This window comes from Hymenobacter sp. 102, assembly GCF_049949205.1.
GTDB lineage: Bacteria > Bacteroidota > Bacteroidia > Cytophagales > Hymenobacteraceae > Hymenobacter.
The window spans coordinates 3,076,047-3,101,342 of sequence record NZ_CP188172.1; the positions used below are offsets into that span (position 1 = coordinate 3,076,047).

A 25,296-nucleotide genomic window follows, 5' to 3' on the forward strand; every position below is an offset into this window, starting at 1 on the left:
TGTTGTAGTAGTTGGTACGAGGTGATAAAGTCCTTCATAAGCTCAGGATGACAGTCTCTTTCCTGCCTGCGCGGCCACTTCACAATGTCACCTTTCACAACGTCACCAGTGGTATCTTTGCTGGGATGACGTTCGAACCCACCCTCGACTTTGCCCGCGGCCTTGACGCCCAAGATCCACTCCACGAGTTTCGCCAGCACTTTCTGATTCCGCCCGCCCCCAACGGAGCCGGGGAGTGCCTGTATTTCTGCGGCAACTCCCTGGGGTTGCAGCCCCGCACGGCCCGCGCCGCCGCCGAGCAGCAATTCACCAACTGGCAAAACCTGGCCGTGGAAGGCCATTTCAAGGGCGAAACGCCCTGGATGCACTTCCACCAGCGCCTCACCGATGCCTCGGCCCACATAGTAGGTGCCAAGCCCGTGGAAGTAGTGGTGATGAACAACCTCACCACCAACCTGCACTTGCTGCTGGTATCCTTCTACCAGCCCACGGCCACCCGCTACAAGGTGCTGATGGAAGGCGGGGCTTTCCCCTCCGACCAGTACGCCCTGGAAACCCAGGTGCGCATGCGCGGCCTGGAGCCCGATGACGCCATTGTGGAGCTCACGCCCCGCCCCGGCGAGCATACGCTGCGCACGGAGGACATTCTAGCCAAGATTGCCGAGCTCGGTGATTCGCTCTGTACCGTCATCATGGGCGGCATCAACTACTACACCGGGCAGGTGTACGATATGGCTGCCATTACCCAGGCCGGCCACGCGGTAGGGGCCATGGTGGGCTTCGATCTGGCCCACGCGGCCGGCAATATTCCGCTGCACCTGCACAACTGGGACGTGGATTTTGCCTGCTGGTGCTCCTATAAATACCTCAACTCCGGCCCCGGCGGCGTGTCGGGCGTTTTCGTGCACGAGCGGTTTGCCGACCAGCCCGAACTGCTGCGCCTGGCTGGCTGGTGGGGCTACGATGAGAAGGAGCGGTTCAAGATGCGCAAGGGCTTCCGTCCCATGCGCGGAGCCGCCGGCTGGCAGCTCTCCAACGGGGCCGTTCTGACGATGGCCGTGCACGAAGCCGCGCTGGCTGAGCACATGGCCGCCGGCGGCATGCCCGCGCTGCGCCGCAAAAGCGAGCTGCTGACGGGCTACCTGGAGTTTCTGATTCAGCGCCTGGGCCTGCCCAAAACCACCCTCGAAATCATCACGCCCTCGGACCCCGCCCAGCGCGGCTGCCAGCTTTCCCTGCTAGTGCACCAGGGCGGGCGCAACCTGTTTGAGCACCTGATGGCCGTGGGCGTCATCGGCGACTGGCGGGAGCCCAACGTGATTCGGCTGGCCCCGGTACCACTTTACAACACCTTCGAGGACGTGTACCGCGTGGGCGAGGTGCTGGCCGAGTGGGCCGCCCGGCAGTAGGCGGGAGGTGTAAAATACGGGCCCCGCGCTACTTTCCGGCGCGGGGCGTTGTTTCTTCGTACACTGATTGACGTACTGGCTGCGTCTTACTTCTTGATTTTCTTTTCTTTAGAATAATGGCCGAAGAATACGCGGACAAAATGGGCCGCAAAACCGACGCCGAACTGCGCGACTACGTGGCCAACCGGTTTCAGTACCGGGAAGACGCTGTGTTGGCAGCTCTGCAGGAAGCCGAGCGTCGGCAACTGCCGCTGCCGGGCGTTGATGTGGCCCAGCTGCGCCAGGAGCTGGCAGTAGTGGTGGAGGCGCAGCAAACGGCCCGGCGCCAGCGTGAAGCCGAGCAGGCCCAGGCAGAAGTTGCGGAGGAAGGTCCGCTGCTGTATTCGCCTACGGCCGTTACCGTATTTTCTCTGTGCGTATCACCCTTGGTAGGAGCTATTCTGCTGATGGCTAACCTGCGCAAGCTGCACCGGTCCAGCGGCATTGGCCCGCTCGTGTTGTTTGTGTTGGGCTATGTAGGGGTGCGGGTGCTATTGTGGTCCTCGGGGCAAATGGGGTTGATGCTGGTGGCCGAGGTGGTAGCAGTGCTGGCCTATTCGCTGTGGTTCTGGCCCCGCTACATTGGCGTCAGCCAGTTTCAGAGCCGCAACTGGGCCGTTTTGTTTCTGATTTGCCTGGCTGCCAGTCTGGCCTGGGGGCTGCTCATCTACTCCCAGCAGCTCCAGAACGACCCGCAGATGCAGCAGTATCTGGAGCAGTTCAGGAATATGAATAAGTAGTTCGGCTCAACTCCCTTGCAACCCATTCACCTGCCTGCCGCTGAGCTGCTGCTGGACGCGGAGTTTCTGACGACGCGAGAAGCGGCGACCTTGTTCACTATACTAACGGATCAGGTTGAGTGGCAGCAGCAGCCTATCCGCCTGTTCGGCCGCGAGGTATTACAACCCCGCCTCACGGCCTGGTACGGCGACGCGGGAGCCGCTTACGCTTACTCGGGTCTGCGGCTGGAGCCGCTGCCGTGGCTGCCAGAGCTGGCGATGTTACGCCAACGGGTAGAACAGGCCACCGAGGCCCGCTTCAACAGCGTGTTGCTCAACCTCTACCGCACCGGTCAGGACAGTATGGGCTACCACGCCGACGACGAGCCCGAATTGGGTCTGGAGCCCGTCATTGCCTCCGTCACGCTGGGGGCCACTCGCACCTTCCGGCTGAAGCCCCGGCCCGTAGCTTTTCCGGTGTCAGCCCGGCTGCCGGAGCCGGTTAGCCTGCCGCTTACCTCGGGTAGCCTACTGGTGATGCAAGGCCCTACGCAACGCAACTGGCTGCACGCATTGCCCAAAACCGCCCGCCCCGTAGGTCCTCGGCTTAACCTCACGTTCCGCTGGGTGTCGCCCACTACATAGAAGCGGGCGTTTGCCATACACAAAAAAGCCCCCGCTACGCAACTGTAGCGGGGGCTTTTTCATACAAACTAAGCACTAAGCACTAAGCACTAAGCACTAAGCACTAAGCACTACATATCAAACCGCAGGCCCAGGTAGCCCAGGCGGCCGATTTGCGGCCCGCCAAATACCTGAATGTTGTTACTATTGAAGGCGTTGGAAATACCGGCTTGGAAAGTGGTGCCGTACTTCGGCACGGTGTAGCCCAGGTAGGCGTCGGTGGTGCTATAGTCCCGGATGGTGCCGGTGGCAAAAGGCATTTCCTGCAAGTGACCCTGCACCCAGCGGTAATTTATGGTGTAGCTAAAGTTGCCGGCCTGCCCATTGGCACCCACGTTGTACTTGTGCTTGGGCGCGTTGAAGAACGTCTGGAAGCCTTCGGGCAGGTTGCTGCGGTCCAGTACGTTCAGGGAGTAGTTACCAGTAATATTCAGGGCCCTACGGAAGTAGTAGGTCAGGCCCGCCGTTACACCTTGCGTTTTCACCTGCTCGGCGTTGTTGTAGTAGGCGTACAGTACCCGGGTCGGCTTGCTCTGGTCGGTGTAGGCCGTAGAGTAGCCAGCGGCCAGTTGCTGGGGCGTAGGCCGGGAGCCGTCGGTGTTGCCCACAAACGTCTGGGCCCCAATGAAGCCGTCGTAGGCGCTGCGGAAGTAGCTTACGTCGGCGTACACGTTGGGCAGAATGGCGCCTTTATAGCCGATTTCCGCCGTGTTTACGCGCTCCAGCTTCAGGGGTGCGGCGTTGTACTCGTAGGGCTGCAGTACGGCCGGGTTGGTCTGGGCCGCGGCCAGCAGCTGGGGCGAGTTGAACAAGCTCAGGTTGTAGCCCTGGAAGCCGTTACCGATGTTACCAATCAGTACGCCCGTCTTGATGTCGTTGTAGAAGTACTGCTCAGTCTGGGAAGGGGAGCGGAACGCCCGGCCGTAGCTGGCCCGGAAGTTATGCTGCTTGTTTTCGCCCAGGGAGTACACCACCGAAGCCCGGGGCGAGAAGGCGGCCTTGAAATTCTTGAACTCATCTACCCGGCCGGCCAACGCCAGCTTCAGGCGCTCCTCAAACAGCGTCTGCGTCAGCTGCCCGTAGGCGCCGTACTCGTGGTTGCGGATGCGCTTGCCGTCCCGGTCACTGAATAGCAGCCCGTCAGAGCCCAGTCGGTACTGGCGGTAAGCGGCTCCTACGGTGAAGGCCGTACCCTGCTCGGCCAGGGTAAAGGTGCGCTGCCCGCTGATATCGTGCAGGAAGGAGTTGAAGTATTGCTGGGCCCCGCGGCCCGGCTGCCGGTCATCAATAATCCGGTTGCGGAGCGTGGTAAAGCGCGGATTGGAAGTAGCTAACTGTGTAGCGTTGGCAGCCTGCTGGGCGGCAGTCAAGGCAGCCTCGGCGGGCAAGCCGGCCCGCCGGGCCTGGGAGTAAGCCGCGTTGTAGGTGCCGTAGAACTGCTGGGCGTAGCTCACGGAGCCACCTTCCGCCGTGGGCGATGCCTGAATCAGGCTGCCCAATTGGTTCAGCTCGTAGGAGCTGCCCGTGAAATCCTCGGTGCTGTACACCCGCAGAAAGCCTTTGCTGCTCTTCAGCTCGGCGCGGTACTGGTTGGAGCCCAGGCCCTTCACCCGGAACCGGCTAATGTTCTGGTAGGTAGCCGTGCCCTCGGCGTGCTTGGCTTCCACCGTCAGCTTCAGGTCGTCGCGCAGCAGGTAGGAAACCGCCCCCTGCACCCGGTAAGAGGAGGTGCGGTTATCGTTATCAATCAGCTCCCGCTCCGTGAAACCGGGCAGGTAAGCGGTTTTGCCGTACAGCTCGGGGTTGGTGCCGCCCGGCAGCTGCTGGTTAGAGTTGAAGGTGTAGCCGACTTCCCCGTAGCGGTTTACCGCATTATAGCCCAGCGCAGAGCCCATTGGGTTGGCCGAGCTGCGGGTGGCCTGCATATCCTCGGCAATCCAGTCGTTGGCCCGGAAGCCGCTGGCGTTGATCTTGAAGGCCAGTTTCTCAGTCAGCTTTTTGGCGTAGCGCAGCTGCCCGTCCAGCAGGTCGCGCTGGCCGCCGCGCAGGCGCACACTCAGTCCCTCGTACACGAAAGGGTCTTTGGAGTTGAACAGAATCACGCCGCTCAGCGCATTGGAACCATACAGGGCCGAGGCTGGCCCGTGGATGATTTCGATGCTCTCCATATCCAGCTCCGGAATGCCCACCAGGTTGCCGGGGCTTAGGTTCAAGGAGGGCAACGCCGTATCCATGTAGTCTACCAGCTGAATTACGCGCTCCGATTTGGCCGTGTTAAAGCCCCGGGTACTCACGCTGGTAAACAGCATCGACGCCGAGCTGACATCCAGCCCCTTCAGCTGGCCCAGGCCGCTCAGGATTTCGGGGGTGGAAATCCGCTCAATCTGCCGGGTCGAAACTTTCTCAATGGTAACGGGAGCCCGCAGGATGTTTTCTTCCACGCGGGAAGCCGATACGACGGTTTCGTTCAGCAGCGTGGCACTCGGGGAAAGGCCCACGTTTACGGCTAGCTCAGGGGCTTGCAGGGTAATCTCGCGGGTGTCGTAGCCTACGTAGGAAAATACCAGTACTACGGGCCCGTTCTCAAAGCTAGCGTCAAGTCGGAAACGGCCTAGTTGGTCAGTGCTGGTACCTACAAAGCTGCCTTTGATAAATACAGTAGCTCCGGGCAGCGGGTCGCCTTTTTCCGTAAGCACAGTACCCGCTACGGACCGTTCCGCTTCGGTAGCGCGGGTATCAGTCGTTACGCTGGAAGATAAAACTACGCCGGGGGCGGCTATAGTTAAAGAAGGAAGGCATACCGAAGCCGCTAATACGGCTGGATACAAATGTTTCATGAACTTAGCAGGTCGTCGAGTTGCGGTAGTGTTACTAGCAGCAAACCTACCCGCAAAGCCTGCGGACTGCCGGTCCTTTTCGGTGAACGGACAGGAAACGCTGCTCAACACAGGCTTTTAAACAGGGAGTAAATTCCCAAAAGAAGAAATATTCCTTAAATGGGAATCAAGTCTTACTAACCCACTCTCTGTCACATTAAATCGGTATTGACGACGCAACGTGCTGCTATGTACCGTTTTTGCACACAAAAAGCCCCGGGTTTGTCTCACAATGAGACAAACCCGGGGCTTTCTATAGCTGATATCTACTTTACATCAACCTGGATACCTACGAATACCAAGCGGCCAATTTGCGGCCCACCGTACACTTGCACGTTAGTACCATTAAACAGGTTGGAAGCCCCAGCCTGTAGCGTGCTGCCAAACTTGGCGAAGCTGTAACCCAGGTAAACATCCGTGGAGGTGTAGTCTGCCAGCTGACCTACCGCGAAGGGGAGGCCATACTCGTGGCCCTGAGCCCAGCGGTAATTTACGGCGTAGCTCAGGTGGTTCAGCACCGTGCCATTAGCTCCCACGTTGTACTTATGCTTGGGCGTGTTGAAATAGGTCTGGAATTCGGCGTTCTGCACGTCGCTGCGGTCCTGCACGTTCAGCGAGTAGTTGGCTGCCAGGTTCAGGAAAGGAGCGAAAGCATACGTCAAGCCCACACCGGCACCCTGAGTACGTACTTCCTGGTCGGCGTTGGTCCATACCTGAATTACGCGACCAGCCGTAGGAGTGGCCGGGCGGCTGCCGTCGGCGTTGCCAATAAAGCGCTGAGCACCAATGAAGTCGTTGTAGTAGTTGCGGTAGTAGTTCACATCTACGGCCACTTTCTCACCCAAGGCGCCTTTGTAGCCGATTTCGTAGCTGCTCAGGCGTTCCAGTTGGAGAGCGGCAATATTCACAGCCTGACCCGTGATGAGGCTATACCCTTGGTAACCGTTATCTACGTTGCCCAGCAGCAGCACCTGGCCCAGATCCAGCTTGATATACTGGTCCAGCTGCGTGGGCGAGCGGAAGGCGCGCCCATAGCTGGCGCGGAAGTTATGCTGCAGCTTGCTACCAGCCGAGTACACTACGGAAGCACGGGGGGAGAACGAAGAGCTGAAATTCTTGAAGGCATCCACACGGCCAGCCAAAGCCAGTTTTAAGCGCTCTTGGAGTAGCTTCTTGGTTAGTTGCGCGTAGCCCCCCAACTCATGGTTCTGAATGCGGCCATCGTTATCAGAAAACAGGTTGCCGTTGGAGCCAAGGCGGAACTTACGGTAGGCTGCACCTACAATCAAATCAGAGGTTTCACCCAGTTGAAAATTATACTGAGCGTTGCCTTCATTTAGCAGTGAGCTAGGGTTCAGGCGAGCCCCTCGGCCAGGAGTAGCATCACTGATAATAGTGCTGCGCAGGCTCTGGAACGTGGTACCGTTCGGATCAAGTTGGGTTTTAGTAGCTGCTGCCAAAGCCGTCGCCTGGGCCTGAGCATCTGTTTGGCCGGCCTGCCGGGCTCCGCCATAGGTATTCAGGTAAGTACTAAAATACTGTTGCGCGTAGGTAACGGTGCTGCCCGTAGCGACGGGGGAGTTCTGGATGAAAGCTCCCAGAAAGTTCAGGTCATAAGAGTTCTGACCGAAGTCCTGAATCGACTGACCACGCAGAAACCACCGCTCCCCCTTAATCTCACCATGATACTGATTGGTGCCAAAATCTTTGAGGCGGTAACGGCTAGAGCTTTGGTAACTGGCCGTGCCCCGGCTATAGTTAGCGCCTACCGTTAGCTTGATAGAGTTAGTCAGCAGGTATGAGATTGAGGGGTGAATTTTCAGCGACTTGGCTTTATTATCTCCGCCTACCAGGGTTTTCTCGTCGAAGCCCGGCATAAACAACGTCTTACCACGCAAATCGGGAATAGGGTAAGTAGCCGGCACCGTGAACGGCACATCCCCGTAGCGGTTCACCGCCTCGTAGCCCAGCGTAGAGCCTTGCGTATTGTTGCGGCGCTCTACCTGAGTGCTGGTAGCCGAGTAGTTGTTGGCCAGCCAGTCGTTGGCGGTGAGGTAAGCCCCCGTCACTTTAAAGGCGAATTTCTCCCCAATCTTGCGGGCGTAGCGCAGCTGTCCATCGAAGAAGCTCCGCTCACCGCCCCGGGCGCGCACCGTCAGGCCCTCGCTCACAAAGGGGTCCTTGGAGTTCTGGAGCAGTACCCCGTTGAAAGCGTTGGCACCGTACAGGGCCGAAGCTGGCCCGTGGATAATCTCGATGCTTTCAATATCTACCTCGGGCAAACCCGTGAGGTTGCCGGTATTCACGTTCAGGGAAGGCGACTGGGTATCGAAGTAATCCGTCAGCTGGATCAGGCGTTCTGATTTGGCCGAGTTGAACCCGCGCGTGCTCAGCGAGTTCATAATCATGCTCGTGCTGTTCACGTCGATGCCCTTGAACTGGTTCAGGCCAACTTGCACGTCGGGGGGAGGCAAACGCAGCACTTGCTGCGAGGTGATTTTCTCGACCGTAACCGGTGCCTGTAAGATGCCTTCCTGCACGCGGGAGGCTGAAGCAATTACCTCGTTTGTCTGCGTGGGGTTAATTTTGAGCTGTACCTGCACGGTATTGTCGGGCTGGCTCAGGGTTACCTCCCGGCTCTCGTAGCCCACAAACGATACCGACAGGGTAACGGGCCCTTCACTGAAATCGGCGCGGAGGCTGAACTTGCCCTCCCGGTCAGTGCTGGTTCCAATAAAGGTGCCCCGGATAAAGATAGTGGCGCCGGGCATCGGCTCGCCGGATTCGGTCTGTACCCGACCAGCCACTGAACCTAGCTCCTGCGCCACTACCAGTACCGACTGGGTAAACAGCAGCAGGAATAGGAATAGAAAACGGTAATGTTCTCTCATACTGAAAAAGTCTAAAAATGAATACTGTCCCTCTGTGAGAATAAGGGGGTACAAATATATAGTAGGTATGCCGATTAAGCCAGTGGTAAGCTGCTGGTTTTCATTCTATTCTGATAAATAAAAGATAGGATATAAGTAAGATTTTAGGCGTGAGGGTGGGTAATAGAGCAACAGTGTGCGTTTGGCATTAGTAGCGAATATCCTCGGGGCCATACAAATATATACAGTTTTCGTCGCCCAAAATGTAGTCGCCTATCTGAATACTAAGCTTGCGGTAGTGTTCAGCTAGCAAACAAGTCCGACGGGCAGTAAACCGAGCTAAAATTGGCCGATTGTATTTCGTAAGGAACTCCAGGGGCCAATGCACGTAGCGGCTATGACGCCGGTGCCGGGCGTAATACTGGGCCAGGATATTGCCGGGGGAGGGGGTGGAGTACGGCACGGTAGATAGGCGTCAGGTCAAGACAATCACTTAATAATTCAAAAATAAAAGAAGCTGAAAACTGTTTTGGCTGGTTCCGGTAAACCCCGGATAAATGCTCGCTTAACACCGGAATTCCCTCGGTTAAAGGATGCGAGCAGAATCTTTTACATTCGCCGCAGCACTTTTGCCTTTCCGCCCGCCTAGCTTTTCCCCCCTATGACCGATATGCCGCACTCCCTGGCCACCGCCGAACCAGTGGATAATCTGACCGTTATGGGCGGCGGGCTGGTGGGCTGCCTGTTGGCGTTGTATCTGACCCGCCACGGGCACGCGGTAGAGTTATTTGAGCGCCGCCCTGATATTCGGGGGAACGGCCCGGTAGAGGGGCGCTCCATCAACCTTGCATTGTCGGATAGGGGGTGGCGGGCTCTGGAGGGGGTGGGCATTGCTGAGGCAGTACGGGAGGTAGCCATTCCCATGCACGGGCGGGTGATGCACGATGTGCAGGGCAACCTCACGTACCAGCCGTACGGGCAGGCGGGGCAGTCCATCTACTCGGTTTCCCGGGCCGGCCTCAACCGCCGCATGCTGGACCTGGTGGAGCAGGAGCCTACCATTACGCTGCACTTCAACCAGCAGTGCCGCCGCGTGGATACTCGTCGGCAGGAGCTGGAAGTGCTGGATACTGAAACCCAGCAGGCCCGGGTAGTGCCTTACCGTCGCCTGTTTGGTGTGGATGGCGCCTACTCGGCTGTTCGCAGTGCCTTACAGCGCACTGACCGGTTCAACTACTCCCAGGAATACCTCAACTACGGCTATAAGGAGCTAACCATTGAAGCGGCTCCCGGCGGGCAATGGGCCATTGAGAAGCACGCCCTGCACATCTGGCCCCGGGGCCAGTACATGATGATTGCCCTGCCCAACCTCGACGGCTCCTTCAACTGCACCCTGTTTTTTCCCTACGAAGGCCCCGAGTCATTTGCCGCGCTGCAAACCCCGGAGCAGGTGACGGCATTTTTTGACCGGGTATTTCCCGATGCGCTGCCCCTGATGCCGCAGCTGGCCACGGAGTTCTTTGACAACCCCACCGCCTCCCTGGTGACAATCCGGTGCTTTCCCTGGACCCTGCAGGATCAGGTGCTGTTGTTGGGCGACGCGGCCCATGCCATTGTGCCGTTCTACGGACAGGGCATGAACGCGGGCTTTGAGGACTGCACCGTGCTCAATGAGCTGCTGCACCGCTTTGGCCCCGACTGGGCCCGGGTGTTCCAGGAGTTTGAGAGCCAGCGCAAGCCCAATACCGATGCCATGGCCGACCTGGCCGTGTATAACTTCCGAGAGATGCGCGACCGGGTAGCCGACCCCCGGTTTCTGCTGCAGAAGAAAATCGAAAGCAAACTCTCCGCCCAGTATCCCGATAAGTGGCTGCCGCTGTATTCACAGGTTACTTTCTCCAACTTGCCCTACGCCGAGGCCTGGGCCAATGGGCAGGCGCAGGAGGAAATTATGCAGCGCCTGATGCCGCATATTCAGACCGAGGAGGACTACCAGCGGCCGGAAGTACAGCAGCTGGTAGCCGCCGAAATGGCCCGGCGCCCCTGATCAGAAATAGTTCTGCCCGCCCAATTCGGGAAACCAAGCGCCCGGTCTGCCCTAAATGAAAGCTGACGGCCGATAATGGCCCCTGGCTGCGGGTGCAACCGGTATCAAAAATGGAAACGACAGCCTCCTCTGACTGAAGGGCTTGATTGGAAACTCAGCGGCGAGTAGCTTAGCTAGCCGATAAACCCATTGTTTTCTGCCTTGAACAGTATTTTCAGGCCGATAAAAATAAGGTTCTAGTAGAAAATCAGCACGTTACATTCTTTTCGCTACCCATTTCCGCGCCGTTATGTCTGCTCCTGTTCCCGTACTGACTTGTGCCATCATTGATGATGAGGAAATAAACCGGCTGACGCTGGAGCATTATATTTCGCTCACCGATTCGCTGCAGCTGGTAACGTCAATGGATGATGCCCTGCAGGGACTGAATTATTTCCGGGCCGGTAACAAGGTAGATGTACTGTTTCTGGACGTGCAGATGCCCCAGCTCAACGGTCTGGACCTGTTGCGCGTACTGCCTGACCCGCCCATCGTTATCCTGACTACCGCGCATGAAGATTTTGCCGTGGACGCTTTCGACCTGCGCGTAACCGATTACCTGGTAAAACCCTTCGACTACGCCCGCTTCAGCCGGGCTGTGCAGCGGGCTTTGCAGCAGCACGCCGTACCGGCCCCCGCACCCGCGGCCCCCGCACCCGTTGCCCCACCCGACAACGACCTGTTCGTGAAGGTGAACAACAAGATGGTGCGTATCAACTTTGACGAGGTACTCTACATCGAGGCCCTGTCAGACTACGTTATCATTGTGACGGACCGGCAGAAGTACATTGTGTACACTACCATGAAGGCCCTGGACGCCCGCCTACCCTTTGATCATTTCGTGCGGGTGCATCGCTCCTATATTCTGAACATGCGCCGCATTGAGGCGATTGAGGATGGGGCCGCTGTGGTACCTGGGGGCCAGCACGTGCCCATCGGCAAATCCTACCAAGAAGCCTTTTTCCGGAAGCTAAACCGGATTTAAGCAGTCTGCCAGCGCATCAAGCTAGCCGGCCGGCCGTGTGTCCCGGCTCCGCGGAAACAGTTCCGCGGAACCGGGATATTCTTATTCCGGCAGGGCCGTCCCGAGCTGCTCTACCACTATATTCAGCATCGCAACCAGTTGCTGGGTTGCCATGGTTAGCTCTTCTTCAGAGTAAGCGGAAGGCCCGGCTTCAGGACGGGAGTACGGCTCCAGTATTGCCATGGGGGCCGTTGCAGCGGCTACGCCCAGCAGCTGCAGGGAGGGGCGTAGCTTGTGGGCGTGGCTACCAACTGTGAGCCAGTCGGCGGCAGCGGCGGCGGCCTGCAGCTGGGCGATGGTAGCGGGGGTATGGGTGCAGAAGGAGCCGATGATCTTCTGAATGAAGATGGTGCTGCCGTGGGCCGTGTCGCGCAAGCGGCTCAGGTCGTAGAGCACGGGCGCACTGGTAGCAGCCGGGGCCGCTGCCGGAGTGAGGGCCGGCTCCGGCAGTGGTGGGGCCGGGGTGGGGGACGGGTGGGTTTTCAACTCGGCTACCGGTACCGGGCGGAGGTTGGTTTCCAGCTTCCGGTACAAATCATCCTCCTCAAACGGCTTTGATAAATAGTCGAGCCCAGCTGCGCGGTACAGCTCATTATCGGAGCGCATGACGTTGGCTGTGAGGGCAATAACGGGAGTGCTGGCCCGCAGTGGGTCAGGGTGCTGGCGCAAACGGCGCGTTACGTCCAGCCCGCTCATGCCGGGCATCTGAATGTCCATCAGCACCACGTCGTAGAGCCGGGCTTCCAGCTGCGCCAGGGCCTCGTGTCCATCCGAGGCTACGTGGGTTTCCACGTCCCAGCTTTCCAGAATGAGCATGGCCAGCTGCTGGTTTACCGGGTGGTCTTCCACCAGCAGCACCCGCTTACCTCGCAGGGCATCATAGTTGAGTGGGGGGGCAGTGGTGATGGTAGGCTGGGGCAGCGTGCCTTTGGGCAGGCGCAGGGTAAAATAGAAAGTGCTGCCTTCGCCCTCCTGGCTTTCCACCCACATCTGCCCGCCCAACTGCTGCACCAGACTGCGGCTGATGGTGAGGCCGAGGCCGGTACCCCCGAAACGCCGCGAAATATCGGCGTAAGCTTGGGTGAAGCTCTCGAAGATGGTGCCCTGTTTGTCCAGGGAAATGCCAATGCCGGTGTCGCGCACGTAGAATTCCAGCTCAAGCTGGGTGGGCGTTTCGCGGAGTAGCCGCCCACCCAGCTCCACGTAGCCGCGGCTGGTAAACTTAATAGCGTTGCTGATGAGGTTGAGTAGAATCTGATTCAGGCGGCCCGGGTCGCCGATAACCACCGGGTGAGGCAGCTGCAAGGGTTTCAGGCGGAACTCGATACCCTTCTCCTCGGCCGGGTACACCTGGCTCTGCACTCCGTCGCGGATGGATTGCCCGATATCGAAGGCTACCTGCTCCAAGTCCAGCTTGCCCGCCTCAATTTTGGCCACGTCCAGCACATCATTGATAACGGTGAGCAAATGGCGGCCGGAGTTGCGCAACACCTGCAAGTGGTCCTGTTGAGCCTCGCTCAGGGGCGTTTTAGCCAGTAGCCCCGCCATCCCCAGAATGCCGTTGATAGGTGTGCGGATTTCGTGGCTCATGTTGGCCAGGAAGTTTTCCTTGGCCCGGGCCGTATTCTCGGCTTCCTCCTTTGCCCGCACCAGCTCCTGCTCAGCCTGGATGCGCTCCGTTATTTCCTGCCCGTAAGCAATAACGTAGGGCACTTCGCCGGGTTCCTCTACCCGGTAGTTGTTGTAAATCAGGTGGTGGGGACGGCCATCGGGCCCCCGTAGGGTGAGCAGGCCGGTTAGTTCCTGCTGCTCGTGGGCCTGTTGCAAATACACGGCCAGCTGCTCGTGCAAATCGGGGGTGAGCACCTGGTGCAGCGGGCGGCCAACCAGCTGCTCGGGCACGGCCCCTACCAGCTGGGCAGCCGCCGGGTTTACAGAAAGCAGCACGCCCCGCAAATCGTGGGTGCAGATGAGCGCCTGGGAGTAGTGCATCAGGTCGCGGTACTGCTTGGTGCTGCGCTCCAGCGTCTGGCGGGCGCTACGCATTTCGGTAATATCGGTACTTACGCCCAGTACATTCACTGAGCCATCAGCGCGGTAAAGGGGGCGCTTCACGGTTTGCAGCCACATGGTGCTGCCGTCGCACAACGTGTAAGTGGTTTCCAGTACCAACTCCTGTCCGGATCGGAGCACCTGCTCATCGGTGGAAATGAAAGCCAGGGCCTCGGCCACCACGGGATTGGTAAAATCGTCCAGGTCCACTTCCCGGTGGGCGCTTTTCTGTACCAGCTCATCGAAGGCCCGATTGCTGAAAAGTACATTGCCCCGGCCATCCGTCACCCAGATAAAGCTGGGTGTGGTATCCACCACCAAGCGTACAAAGCGTTGGTTTTCCTGCAAATAAGCCTCGCTTCGCCGCAGGCGCTCCTCCGCTGCGTAGCGCTCCGTAATATCCACGCCGTACCCGATTACCATCCGTAGCGCATCCTGGGGACCATATACTGCCTGCATATGGCGCAGGGCTGTACGCGGACCATCGGCGGTGTCAATCTGCTCCTCCCAGGCCAGAACGCTGCGCTGCTGCACGGCCTGTTTAAACCGCTGCCGCCGGTCTTGGGCCTGTTCTGAGGAGCGGCCCCGGTATGCCGCGTACTCAAAATCGTCGTGCCCTATAATCCACTGCCGCATTTCCTCATTGCGAATGGCCGCCGGGTTTACGAACAGGTACCGATGCTCGGCGTCAAATACGGCTACATCGGCGGGCAGATAGTTCAGCACGGTTTCGTAGAACTTCTGTTGCTCCACCAATTTGCTCTCGGCTTGCTTCAGTAGCGTAATATCAGTGAAGTAGAGGTTCACGTACTGATCGTGCACGAAGGGGGCAATGGCCACTTGGTAGCACTGCCCCCAGAACCACATTTCCCGGTGAATAAGCTGCTCGCCGTTCGCCAGGGCATCCAGAGCGGCCTGGTACACCAGCTGCGGGAGAGCGGGTTCTAGCTGGGGACTGAGGTACTCCCGCCGCAACTGATCGGCGGCGGGGTTGCTATAGAGCAGGCGGCCATCGGCGTGCAGGCGCAGTACGGGGTTAGGGTTCTGTCCTGGAATGCGCGAGAGGGAATGCATGTACTGCTCGGCCCGCCGCACCTGAGTCACGTCGCGAAAGGAAAGCATATAGCCGGCCGCTACCAACTCATCGGGCCCGCTGAGCGGGATGAAATCCAGCTCCAGTATTGTATTGTCGGCTAATTCCAAGTCTTCCCCCAGCACCCGTTGGTCGGCCAGCCGTATTGCTTCCAGCCGCTGGCGGGTAGTTTCTGGTCGGGCCGACTGGGCCACCAACGCCTCCAGTACCGGCTGCACCGGTTGCTCAGTTCCACCCAAAGGAGGAATTTCCTCGATACCCAGTAAGTCGCAGAACTCCTGGTTGAGGAGGGCCACTGTGCCGTTCTGATGTACCACCAATACGCCCACCCGCAGATTCTGGGTAAGGCGGGTAATGCTGTCGGTGAGTCGCACAATGGTGCGCTGGGCCGTGGTTAGCTGGCGACGAAGGGTCTGAATCTGTTGTTCGGCAGTTATGCGCCCTTGGCGCTCCTGCTCCAGCTGAAGCGTTAAAGATTCAAGGGTCGGAACGGAATCGGCGGAAGGAGCGGGCATAGTGGACGGTGGAATCGGCAAAGGGCTAACTATCCGAGGTAGCAGCCCCGAAGCTGCCGGCCTGCTCGGAAAAGGATTGGTCCAAGAAAGATACGCAACGATTTGGGCTACCCCAACGCCAGTACCGCGCTACAGCCCAGGGCCACGCTCAGGCCCAGGGCCAAGCCTGCCCACACCTGCGCCGGCGTGTGGGCCCGCAGCACCAGCCGGGCCCAGCCCACGGCCGCCGCCAGCCCAGCCGATACCAGCACCCACTCCAAGCTAATGCGGTGTTGCTGGTGCAGGGCCAGCAGCAGCCCGGCCGCCCCGCCCATGCCCACGCCGTGCGCCGATATTTTCCAGCGCAGCGTAATCAGGAAGGTGAGCAGCACGGCCAGCGCCATGCCCGCCAGCCCCACCACCAGCGCCGGGGCAGCGTGCTGCCAGTGCAGCCACCCGGCCCCGGCCCCGAAGCTGAGGGCCGCCAGCCCTAGCGGCCAGGCTCGCTGCTGCCGCCGGGGCATTTCCAGCGAGTCAATCCGGCCCAGCCGCAGCAGCAGCAGGGCCGCGCCCGTGGGCAGCACAAACGTGAATACCACCACCGCCCAGAACCGACTGCCGCCCGACGCCTGCTGCAGCTCCACCAGCCCGGCCAGGTACGACGGCACCAGCAGCGGATGAAACACGGCGGAAAGCAGAGTGGCGAGGCGCTTTTTCAAAGGGATGAATACAGAATGAGAAACGGGGACTAGTGGAAAGCAAAGAACGTCATGCCGCGCGTACCGCAACATGACGTTCTTGCCCTAGCTAAGCCGAAAACAACGTTTTACAGCTCCTTGCGCAGGCGGGCTACCGGAATGTTCAACTGCTCCCGGTACTTGGCCACCGTGCGGCGGGCAATGTTGTAGCCCCGGGCATTGAGCATTTTTTCCAGCTTGTCGTCGCTTAAAGGGCGGTTTTTCTGCTCGCCCTCAATGATTTCCTTGAGAATGTGCTTCACTTCCCGGCTGGAGGCATCCTCCCCCGAGTCGGTGGCAATGCCTTCCGAGAAGAAGTACTTGAGCGGGTAAATGCCGAACTCCGTCTGCACGGCTTTGGAGTTGGCCACCCGGCTCACGGTGCTGATATCCATGCCAATTTCCTGGGCAATGTCCTTCAGAATCATGGGCCGCAGCTTGCTCTCGTCGCCCTCGGCAAAAAAGTCGCGCTGGTAGCGCACAATGGCGTCCATGGTGCGCAGCAGGGTATTTTGCCGCTGCCGGATGGCATCAATAAACCACTTGGCCGAGTCCAGCTTCTGCTTCACGAAGGTCACGGCTTCCTTCATTTTCTTGTCTTTTTTCGAGGCCTTATCGTAGGCCCGGAACATATCCGTGTAGGCCGGCGATACGCGCAGATCGGGGGCGTTGCGGGAGTTCAGCGTGAGGTTGAACTGGCCGTTGTCGTGGGTCAGGATAAAGTCGGGAATGATGTACTGCACCTTGCCCATGCCCACCGGGCCGGTGCCGCCGGGCTTGGGGTTGAGCTTGAGGATGAGGGCAATGGCCTCCTTCAGCTCATCGTCCTCCAGGTCCAGCTTCTGCTGAATGCGCGGGTAGTGCTTTTTGGTAAACTCATCGAAGGTTTCGTTGAGAATCTGCTCGGCGTGCTCGGTGGCCTCGTCCTGGGGGCGGCGCTCCAGCTGCAGCAGCAGGCACTCCTGCAGGTCGCGGGCCCCGATGCCGGCCGGGTCAAACGTCTGGATGACGTGTAGCACGCTCTCAATTTCGGGTACCGTGGCCTCAATGTTCTGCGAAAACGCCAGGTCGTTGGCAATGGCCGACAGGTCGCGGCGGATGTACCCGTCGCCGTCGATGGAACCGATGAGCTGGCGGCCAATGGCTTCCTGCTTTTCATCGAGGCTGGCAAAGCCCAGCTGGTCGAGCAGGTTGTCGATGAGCGAGCCGCTGGTGTCGGCCAGGGGCATTTCCCGGTCGTCCTCGTCCTCGCCGGGGCCGTCGCCCTGCATTTTGTAGCCGGCAATTTCGTCGTCGTGCAGGTAGTCGCTCAGGTCCAAATCGTCGGCCGATTCCGACTCCTTGATTTCCGTGGGCTCATCCTTGGCGCTGAGGTCGAGTTCGGGCTGCTCCTCGGCCTGGTCGCCGTCGAAATCCTCGTCCAGCGTGTTGTCGGGATTATCAAATTCGGCGTCCGGGTCGTTGTCGAAGTCGTCTTCCGGGTCGTCGGAGTCGTCGCGCTCCTGCTCCTCAAACTCGTCCTCCTGGTCGTCGCCTTCTTCCAGGGCCGGGTTGGCCTCCAACTCTTCCTTGATGCGGGCTTCCAGCTCCACCGTCGGAATCTGCAGGAGCTTGATAAATTGTATCTGTTGGGGGCTCAGCTTCTGCGAGAGAAGCTGCTTCATGTCCAGTCGTTGCATACTCTGAAAACGCGTACGCCCCGCCGGTAGTAAAACGGGGTGGTTAGGCCAAATATAGCCCTTTCTGTACTTGGGTTTAGGGGAAAAAGTTGAGGTCAGTAGCGCGCAGCTCCGCTTTGCATACGAGCAAAGCGAGTTCCTACGCAACGCACTACACGCCCGATACGCGCCGGCGGCTCGTATGCAAAGCGGAGCTGCGCGCTACTGGCGTACTGGCAAAGCAGATTTCTGCGCGGGAGCACTACACGCCTGCTACTCGCTTCGCTCGTGCGCGAAGCAGGAGCTTCGCGCTACATCTTCTACCTTTGCAGCTCTTACATTCTTTAGTAGAACCGATTTCCCCATGTCCGACCTCCGAAGAACCAGCGTGCAGGAACTGCTTAGCAGCACCGAGCTGGACCGTGAAGTGCTGGTAAAAGGCTGGGTACGCACCCGCCGCGGCAACAAATACGTGCAGTTTATTGCCGTGAACGACGGCTCCGGCTTCAATTCCATTCAGGTAGTAGCCAACGCCGAGCAGTTCCCGGAGGAAAAGCTGAAAGCCGACGGCGTGGACAACGGCACCGCCGTAGCCGTGCGTGGCCAGCTGGTGGCCAGCCAGGGCAAAGGCCAGTCGGTGGAAATTCAGGCCACGGAAATTACCGTGTACGGCACCGCCGACCAGGATGCGTACCCGCTCCAGAAGAAGGGCCACACGCTGGAATTCCTGCGCGGCATTGCCCACCTGCGCCCCCGCACCAACACGTTTGGCGCGGTGCTGCGCATCCGGCACGCCATGTCGTTTGCGGTACATAAGTACTTCAACGACAACGGCTACTTCTACATTCATACGCCCATCATCACCGGCTCCGATGCCGAGGGTGCCGGCCAGATGTTCCGCGTCACCACGCTGTCGGACACCAAGCCGCCACTGAATGAGGCCGGCGCGGTGGATTACAGCCAGGATTTCTTTGGCAAAGCCACCAACCTCACCGTATCGGGTCAGCTAGAGGGCGAGGTGGCGGCTATGGCGCTGGGCAAGGTGTACACCTTCGGACCCACGTTCCGGGCCGAGAACAGCAACACGGCCCGCCACCTGGCCGAGTTCTGGATGATTGAGCCCGAAGTGGCCTTCTTCGACCTGCAGGACAACATGGACCTGGCCGAGGACTTCCTCAAGAGCCTGGTGCGCTACGCCCTGGAGCACTGCCCCGACGACCTGCAGTTCCTCAACGACCAGTACGACAAGGAACTGCTGAACCGCCTGCGGTTTGTGGTAGAAAACGACTTCCAGCGCCTCACCTACAGCGAGGCCGTGGAAATCCTGAAAGGGGCCAAGCAGAAGTTCGAATTCCCGGTGGATTGGGGCACCGATTTGCAGTCGGAGCATGAGCGGTACCTGGTGGAGAAGCACTTCAAGAAGCCGGTTATCCTCACCAACTATCCCAAGGATATCAAGGCTTTCTACATGAAGCTGGACGAGGACGGCCGCACCGTGCGCGCCATGGACGTGCTGTTCCCCGGCATCGGCGAAATCATCGGCGGCTCCCAGCGCGAGGATGATTTGCAGAAGCTGCAGCAGCGCATGCAGGAAATGCACGTGCCCGAGGAGGACCTGTGGTGGTACCTCGATACCCGCCGCTTCGGCTCGGCCCCGCACGCCGGCTTCGGCCTAGGCTTCGAGCGTCTCATCCTGTTCATCACCGGCATGGCCAACATCCGTGACGTAATTCCCTTCCCGCGCTTCCCGAAATCAGCGGAGTTCTAGGCTCACAGATTTCCGCGGATTATTTTCAGATCCGTCGGATTTTTGGATGTTTTAACGGCTGCCTCACGCAAGTGGGGCGGCCGTTTTTACGAAAGTATGTTCATGGTAAGTTGCTAATTGTCAGAGCGAAAATAGTCGGGTTGTATGGATGAAATAGATTTTAGAGTAGTTGCCTTCGTGGCTATTTGGCTACCAGTTATCGGGGTATTTCAGATAATTACTGCCTACAAACGAAATAGGTATAGGAAGCATCCAAAGCTGCAAGAATACCGGTGGGGTATTATCAACTGTGCGGGCTCATTGATATTGTACAGCTACTTAATCGTTAAAATGAGTTGGGTGGCCGCTTATTTATTGGGCGTATCCTCGGTGCTTTTCGTACTTATGCTGGCGTTCGGCTAGGAAATTAAAGGCGGATGAATACGGCTTGATACTCAACAGTAATTCCGTAGCTCCTTATCATCCAAAGCCAGCAGGTTATCCAGGCGCAGCTCGAAGCCGTCCTGCAGGCGTAGGTATTCTACTTTGTCGCGGATGTAGAGGTCCTGGATGATGCCGTGGTAGGTGCTGGGCGGCGTGTCGGGCTCGGTGCGGTAGGTGAGGGTGCAGGGTTGGCCGGTGGTGGCGTGAGCCTCCAGCTCGTCATAGAACGAGCAGCTGATGGGTTGGTAGGGTGCGGTTGCCATGAGTGGGGAAGGAAAACTTACCCTCCGGCATACGGCAAACCGCCAGCCCGGGATTATGCCGCCAGTCGGTGCCCATTTACGGATACCAGCCAGTCAAGGCGCAGCTCGCAGCCGCCGGCTAGCTGCAGATAATCGACCTGTCCGCGGCGTAGTACGCTCAGCAAAATGCCGCGCACCGCAAACTCGGCCGAGGTGCCCGGTGTGCGGTACACCAGCAGGCAGCGGTGCCCGCCGTGCAGTAGCACTTGCAGTTCCAGAGGCAGACTATGGGGCGGCGAGAGGGCGACGGGCATAGCGGACTGAACGAATTGACTGCTAAAAGGATACGCATGATCAGCAGGAATTACGAAAAGACAATACAACCCGGTTTTCCTTCTGTGCGTTGGCACTGGCAGCCCCGAACCTCAACCACACGCCCGCCATGCCGTCCGAAATTGACTTAGCCCCTGCCAATGCCCTTCAGGAAGGCGAAATGCGCACCTTCACCACTTCCGCCGGCGCGGAGGTGCTGCTGCTGCTGCGGCAGGGGCAGTACGTGGCCCTGGCCCCGAAGTGCCCGCACTACGGCGCGCCGCTGGACAAAGGCCGGATTGTGGGCGACCAGCTGGTGTGTCCCTGGCACCACGCCTGCTTCCGGGTGCCCGATGGTCGCCTGAGCCAGCCTCCGGCCCTCGATAACCTGCCCAGCTACCCCGTGCGTGTGGCCGACGGCCGCGTGTGGGTGCAGTTGCCCGCCAAACCAGCGGCGGCATCAGAAAACCCCGATGCCACACCCACGGCCCTGGTCGGCGGCGAGGAGCCTGCCCCCAACGCCGCCGCTCCCGATGCCCGTACATTCGTAATAGTGGGGGGCGGAGCCGCCGGCCAATTTGCGGCCCAGACGCTGCGCACCGAAGGATTCGGCGGGCGTATTGTGCTGATAACCGCCGAGCCCACCGCCCCCACCGACCGGACCAAGCTCAGCAAAGCCTACGTGGCCGGTAAAGCCACCGATAAAAATCTGCCGTTGCGGAAGCCGGATTTCTACGATGAGCACCGCATTGAACTGCTCACCGATACCCGCGCCACTGGCCTTAGCCTGCACACCCGGCAGCTACGCCTAAGCGGCCGGGCCCCCTTGCACTACGATGCCCTGCTGCTGGCCCCCGGCGGTACGCCCAACACGTTGCCCAAGCTGCCCGGTCACGAGCTGGAAGGCGTGTTTGTGCTGCGCTCCGCCCAGGACGCGGCGGCCCTGAAGCAAGCAGTCAGCACTGCGCACCGCATCGTGGTCATTGGGAGCAGCTTTATCGGGATGGAAGCGGCGGCGAGCCTGGCGGCTGAAGGCCGGCATATCACGGTGGTGGCGCAGGAAGCCGAGCCACTGCAGAAAGTGCTGGGACCAAAAATTGGCCGGATGTTTCGCAACCTGCACCGGCGGCACGGGGTGCGGCTCAAAACGGAAGCTAAAGTAGCGCAGCTGGAAGGCGAAAACGGCCGCGTAACGGCCGTGCGCCTAGCTTCGGGACAGCGCCTGCCCGCCGAGGTAGTGGTGCTGGGAGTGGGCGTGCGCCCGGCCACCGACTTTTTGGCTGAAACCCTCCCCCTGGAGAAAGATGGCGGAATTCGGGTGGATGCCCACCTGTGCGCGGCCCAGCACGTGTACGCCGCCGGCGACGTGGCCCGGTACCCGCTGCCGGTCGGCCTGGGCCAGCACCGCATTGAGCACTGGCGCGTGGCCCAGCAGCAAGGAGCCTGCGCCGCCCGTAATATGCTGGGGCAACAGCAGCCGTTCGGGGAAATACCGTTCTTCTGGACGCAGCAATTCGGTAAAAGTCTGCGCTACGTGGGCCATGCCGAAGCCTGGGACGAAATCATCTTCCACGGCGACGTGCGCCGCCACAAATTCCTGGCCTTCTACGCCCACCAGAACAAGCTGGTGGCCGCCGCGGGCATGCAGCACGATGATGACATGGTGTGCATTGAGGAGTTGATGCGCCTCGGCCAGCTGCCTACGCCCACCGCCGCCCGCCGCAAGCTCAATTGGAGCAAGCTGCTGAAAAAAGCATGACGTTCTGTTGGAGTGTGAGCCAGTATGCAGGTGCTACTCCGGCCCGAAGCGGATACGGAACGTGGCGCCTTCGCCTGGGCGACTACTAACTTCAATGGCACCGCCGCTGGATTCAATGATGCGGTTGACCAAGTACAGACCTACGCCAGTACCGGCCGTGTGCGTGTGTAGGCGACGGAACAGCTGGAATAATTCGCGGCCGTAGCGGGCCGCATCAAAGCCCAGGCCGTTGTCTTCCACCAACAGCACGGGTAGGCCCCGCTCTACCCAAGTAGATACGTGAATGCGGGCTGAGCGGGCGGGGTCCGCGTATTTGAGGGAGTTGCCTACCAGGTTCAGCAGAATGGTGCGCAGGTTGGCACGGGCAAATGATAGGGCGGGCCACGCGTCAAAATCAGTGGTGATGCGGGCGTGGGCGGCCCGCACCTGCGGTTCCAGCGCGGTCAGTACTTCATCCATCAACTCGGTCAGCACTACCTGCTCGGGGGCAGCGAGGCGCAATTGCTGGGCTTGGCCCAGCGCCGCCAAATCATCGATGGTTACGCGCAGCTGGTGCAAAGCTTCCTGCACCATGGGCACGAGTACTTCTTCTTCCTCCGAATTGGTAAACGTGCTGCTTATCAGAATCTCCTCGAACAAGCCTGCCAGGTTATTCACTGGCTGCTTCAGGTCGTGAGAGGCGGCGTACACGAAGTTGTCCAGGTCTTGATTGGTGCGGGTGAGCTGCTCGTTGGCCTGTTTCAGTTCGGTAATATCAATGGCGGAGCCAACGTAGCCGTACAGCTCACCATCGGCCAGAAAGCTGGGAGCCCCTTGAGCCAGCAGCCAGCGGTACTGCCCGTCGTGACGACGCATGCGGTGTTCCAGCACGTAAGGCGTCCGCTCCGTTATAGCGCGTAGCAGGGTTTGCCGGGTAAGGTCAATCTCGTCGGGGTGAAGGTACGGTCCCCAGCCGGTAGCCAAGTACTCCTGTTCCGTTTGCAGGCCCACAAAATCCAGGAATGCCCGATTGATGTAGCGAATGGCCCCATCGGGGTGCACGGCCCATACTTGGTTGGGCGCTACGTCGGCCATAATCCGGAAGCGGGCTTCGCTCTCGCGCAACTCGGTGGCGTAGTCCTCCAGGCGCTGATGGGCCAGCATTAAGTCGGTTACGTCGGTGGCCGTGTTAAGGACGCCGTACACGCTGCCCCGGGCGTCCAGTAAAGGGGTAAAGCTGTAATTGAAATAGAAATCCTGGGCAGTTCCGTTCAGGTTAATCGTCAGGCGCTGGTTGCGTCGGTGTACCGGCTCTCCCGTCCGGAGTACGTGGTGTAATTCCTCAAACACAGCCTGGGTGGCCAGTTCGGGCATCAGATCGGTGAATTGCTGGCCGAGTACATCCCGCCCCTTGCCCCAAGCTGTTAGCATGGCTTCATTGGCCAGCTGAATGCGCAGTTCAGGACCCACGTACACCCCCATAGGAAAAGGCGCATCCTTCACCAATTCCCGCACCCGCTGTTCACTTTCCTGCAGACGCAGGCGGGCCTGTAGCTGCTCAGCTTCCCGCCGCTGCCGCCCCAGCACCTGCTCCGTAACATCGTAGCCAAACGCGGAGATGCCCACAATCTGGTTGTCCTCGTAATAGGCCTGGTAGGTGAAGTTGAAGTAAAATAGCTGCGGGTTTCCATCAGACTGGGTAAGCTCAATTGGCAGCTCTCGGCCAGTGAAGGTTTCGCCGGTTCGGAACACAGTATCCAGCAACGCAGTGAAGCGTTGCGCTACAACATCTGGCTGTACCTCCGCAACCGTACGACCCCGCATATCCCGTCCCGGGAATATGCGTTGATAGGCTTGGTTATGGTATTCGATGCGGTGTTCCGGCCCGCGCAGCAGCACAATGCAGGCGGGCGTCTGCTCAAATATCTGGTAGAAGTTTTCGCGCTCCAGCAACTGGCGGCGGGCCCCGGCCAATACCTCCGCCTGCAGGGCTTCGGCCCGCTGACGAGCAGCCACCTGCTGGGTAATTTCGGTTGCGACTACTATTACCCCGGTTATTTGTCCCTGTTCGTTGCGCCAAGGTTGGTACACGAAGTCAAAATACACCGGGGCCTGCTGCCCCTGCCGCGTGAGGCGGGCCGACAATTCCTTCGCCACAAACGGCTTTCCGGTATGCCGCACGTCTGCCAGCAGCTCCTCGTAGCCCTGGCCCCGGGCCTCGGGCAGTGCCTCAAACAGGGGCCGGTTGAGGACCTCCGCCGCCGTTTTGCCCCACAATTCCAGGTGGGCAAGGTTAGCCAGTCGGATGATGTGGTTAGGGCCCTCGAAAATGGCAATGGCAGCGGGAGCCTGCTCAAAGATGGTCATAAGCTCCACCCGGTCACGCTCCGCTGCGGCCCGGGCGGCCGTTTCCCGGGCTCTGCTTTCGCGTAGCACCTGCTCCACCATGCTACGGTCCTGCTCCTGGCTGAAAGTAAAGCTTACCAGCAGCAACTCGCCCAGGCGGGAGCCATTCACCCGGCAGTAAGTATCAAAGTTGCCGTGCTGGTAGTTGAGTTCAAAGTGCTGCGGCTGCTCAGAGGCGTAGGCTGCGCAGTGAAAGCTGAAAGCCTCAAAGGGTTGAGGCTCCGGAAACACCTGTCGATACGTAAGTGGAGGATGGGCCGGCAGATTAAGCAGGCGCTGGGCCGCCGGATTCAGGTACGCGAAGGTAAAGTCTACGAGGCTGCCCGCCGCGTCGAGAATAGGCGCATAACATACTACCCCGCTCACCGACAAGTCGAGAAGTGTGGACAGAAACTCATCGGACGCAATGCCTAGCGCGGAAATATTCACGCCTCCAAAATAGCTAGAATTAAACAAGCAAAAGCATTTGATTCATTGCGTTTTGGTAGCCCGCCAAGCTTTGTGGCTGCGCGGTAATCGGGTACTTCACGGCTGCGAGTAGCTGGTTGATGTTAATTGAGGGACCGTACTGAATCGGCAGCAGCGGAGCGGGCTGAGCGTATCCCCCGGAATAGCTGCAGCCCCCGCTGGCCCGGGCTCACTCCAGCTATTGGAGGAACCCGAAGC

At 59.5% G+C, this 25,296-nt stretch carries 15 protein-coding genes; 7 read left to right on the forward strand and 8 right to left on the reverse strand.

Annotation, left to right across the window (positions count from 1 at the left end; translation table 11 throughout):
- The first annotated feature begins 125 nt into the window (after window positions 1-125).
- The 3 genes from kynU to ACN19L_RS13215 all read left to right on the forward strand — a co-directional run bounded on the left by kynU (window position 126) and on the right by ACN19L_RS13215 (window position 2,812).
- Window positions 126-1,409: a kynureninase gene (kynU, locus tag ACN19L_RS13205; RefSeq protein WP_426489964.1), complete on the forward strand. Its 1,284-nt coding sequence runs from the start codon at window positions 126-128 to the stop codon at window positions 1,407-1,409.
- Between the two features lie 116 nt (window positions 1,410-1,525).
- The gene (locus ACN19L_RS13210; protein WP_426489965.1) at window positions 1,526-2,188 is read left to right on the forward strand and encodes a hypothetical protein; all 663 of its coding nucleotides are present in this window, start codon (window positions 1,526-1,528) and stop codon (window positions 2,186-2,188) included.
- Between the two features lie 15 nt (window positions 2,189-2,203).
- Window positions 2,204-2,812 (forward strand): alpha-ketoglutarate-dependent dioxygenase AlkB family protein, encoded by a 609-nt coding sequence (locus tag ACN19L_RS13215; protein WP_426489966.1) that lies wholly within the window; start codon window positions 2,204-2,206, stop codon window positions 2,810-2,812.
- Between the two features lie 110 nt (window positions 2,813-2,922).
- Here ACN19L_RS13215 and ACN19L_RS13220 read toward each other — a convergent pair whose 3' ends face one another.
- Window positions 2,923-5,688 carry a TonB-dependent receptor gene (locus ACN19L_RS13220; RefSeq protein ID WP_426489967.1) on the reverse strand — a complete coding sequence of 922 codons (2,766 nt, stop codon included), beginning with the start codon at window positions 5,686-5,688 and terminating at the stop codon, window positions 2,923-2,925.
- 305 nt (window positions 5,689-5,993) lie between these two features.
- Window positions 5,994-8,618: a TonB-dependent receptor gene (locus tag ACN19L_RS13225; protein ID WP_426489968.1), complete on the reverse strand. Its 2,625-nt coding sequence runs from the start codon at window positions 8,616-8,618 to the stop codon at window positions 5,994-5,996.
- 640 nt (window positions 8,619-9,258) lie between these two features.
- Between ACN19L_RS13225 and ACN19L_RS13230 the strand changes: the two genes are divergently transcribed.
- Together ACN19L_RS13230 and ACN19L_RS13235 are read left to right on the forward strand one after the other, a co-directional pair.
- Window positions 9,259-10,644, forward strand: a complete 1,386-nt coding sequence (locus ACN19L_RS13230; protein WP_426489969.1) for an FAD-dependent oxidoreductase — start codon at window positions 9,259-9,261, stop codon at window positions 10,642-10,644.
- Window positions 10,645-10,933: 289 nt separating this feature from the next.
- A complete protein-coding gene (locus tag ACN19L_RS13235; protein WP_426489970.1) occupies window positions 10,934-11,668 on the forward strand; it encodes a LytR/AlgR family response regulator transcription factor in 735 nt (244 codons plus the stop codon).
- A gap of 81 nt (window positions 11,669-11,749) precedes the next feature.
- Here ACN19L_RS13235 and ACN19L_RS13240 read toward each other — a convergent pair whose 3' ends face one another.
- From ACN19L_RS13240 to rpoN, 3 genes are all read right to left on the reverse strand, one after another.
- On the reverse strand, window positions 11,750-15,367 hold the full coding sequence (locus ACN19L_RS13240) for a PAS domain S-box protein (RefSeq protein WP_426489971.1): 3,618 nt from the start codon (window positions 15,365-15,367) through the stop codon (window positions 11,750-11,752).
- Between the two features lie 107 nt (window positions 15,368-15,474).
- Window positions 15,475-16,065 (reverse strand): hypothetical protein, encoded by a 591-nt coding sequence (locus ACN19L_RS13245; RefSeq protein ID WP_426489972.1) that lies wholly within the window; start codon window positions 16,063-16,065, stop codon window positions 15,475-15,477.
- Window positions 16,066-16,172: 107 nt separating this feature from the next.
- Window positions 16,173-17,762 (reverse strand): RNA polymerase factor sigma-54, encoded by a 1,590-nt coding sequence (rpoN, locus tag ACN19L_RS13250; RefSeq protein ID WP_426489973.1) that lies wholly within the window; start codon window positions 17,760-17,762, stop codon window positions 16,173-16,175.
- Between the two features lie 343 nt (window positions 17,763-18,105).
- On the opposite strand from rpoN, the gene asnS reads away from it, so the two are divergent.
- Window positions 18,106-19,509, forward strand: a complete 1,404-nt coding sequence (gene asnS, locus ACN19L_RS13255; protein WP_426489974.1) for an asparagine--tRNA ligase — start codon at window positions 18,106-18,108, stop codon at window positions 19,507-19,509.
- Window positions 19,510-19,943: 434 nt separating this feature from the next.
- Here the strand turns inward: asnS and ACN19L_RS13260 are convergent, their stop codons facing one another.
- Window positions 19,944-20,195 (reverse strand): hypothetical protein, encoded by a 252-nt coding sequence (locus tag ACN19L_RS13260; RefSeq protein WP_426489975.1) that lies wholly within the window; start codon window positions 20,193-20,195, stop codon window positions 19,944-19,946.
- A 53-nt stretch (window positions 20,196-20,248) separates the two neighbouring features.
- A complete protein-coding gene (locus tag ACN19L_RS13265) occupies window positions 20,249-20,488 on the reverse strand; it encodes a hypothetical protein (RefSeq protein ID WP_426489976.1) in 240 nt (79 codons plus the stop codon).
- 128 nt (window positions 20,489-20,616) lie between these two features.
- On the opposite strand from ACN19L_RS13265, the gene ACN19L_RS13270 reads away from it, so the two are divergent.
- Window positions 20,617-22,245 (forward strand): FAD-dependent oxidoreductase, encoded by a 1,629-nt coding sequence (locus tag ACN19L_RS13270; RefSeq protein ID WP_426489977.1) that lies wholly within the window; start codon window positions 20,617-20,619, stop codon window positions 22,243-22,245.
- Window positions 22,246-22,278: 33 nt separating this feature from the next.
- On the opposite strand, the gene ACN19L_RS13275 is transcribed toward ACN19L_RS13270, so the two are convergent.
- The gene (locus tag ACN19L_RS13275) at window positions 22,279-25,059 is read right to left on the reverse strand and encodes a PAS domain-containing protein (RefSeq protein WP_426489978.1); all 2,781 of its coding nucleotides are present in this window, start codon (window positions 25,057-25,059) and stop codon (window positions 22,279-22,281) included.
- Window positions 25,060-25,296: the final 237 nt, after the last annotated feature.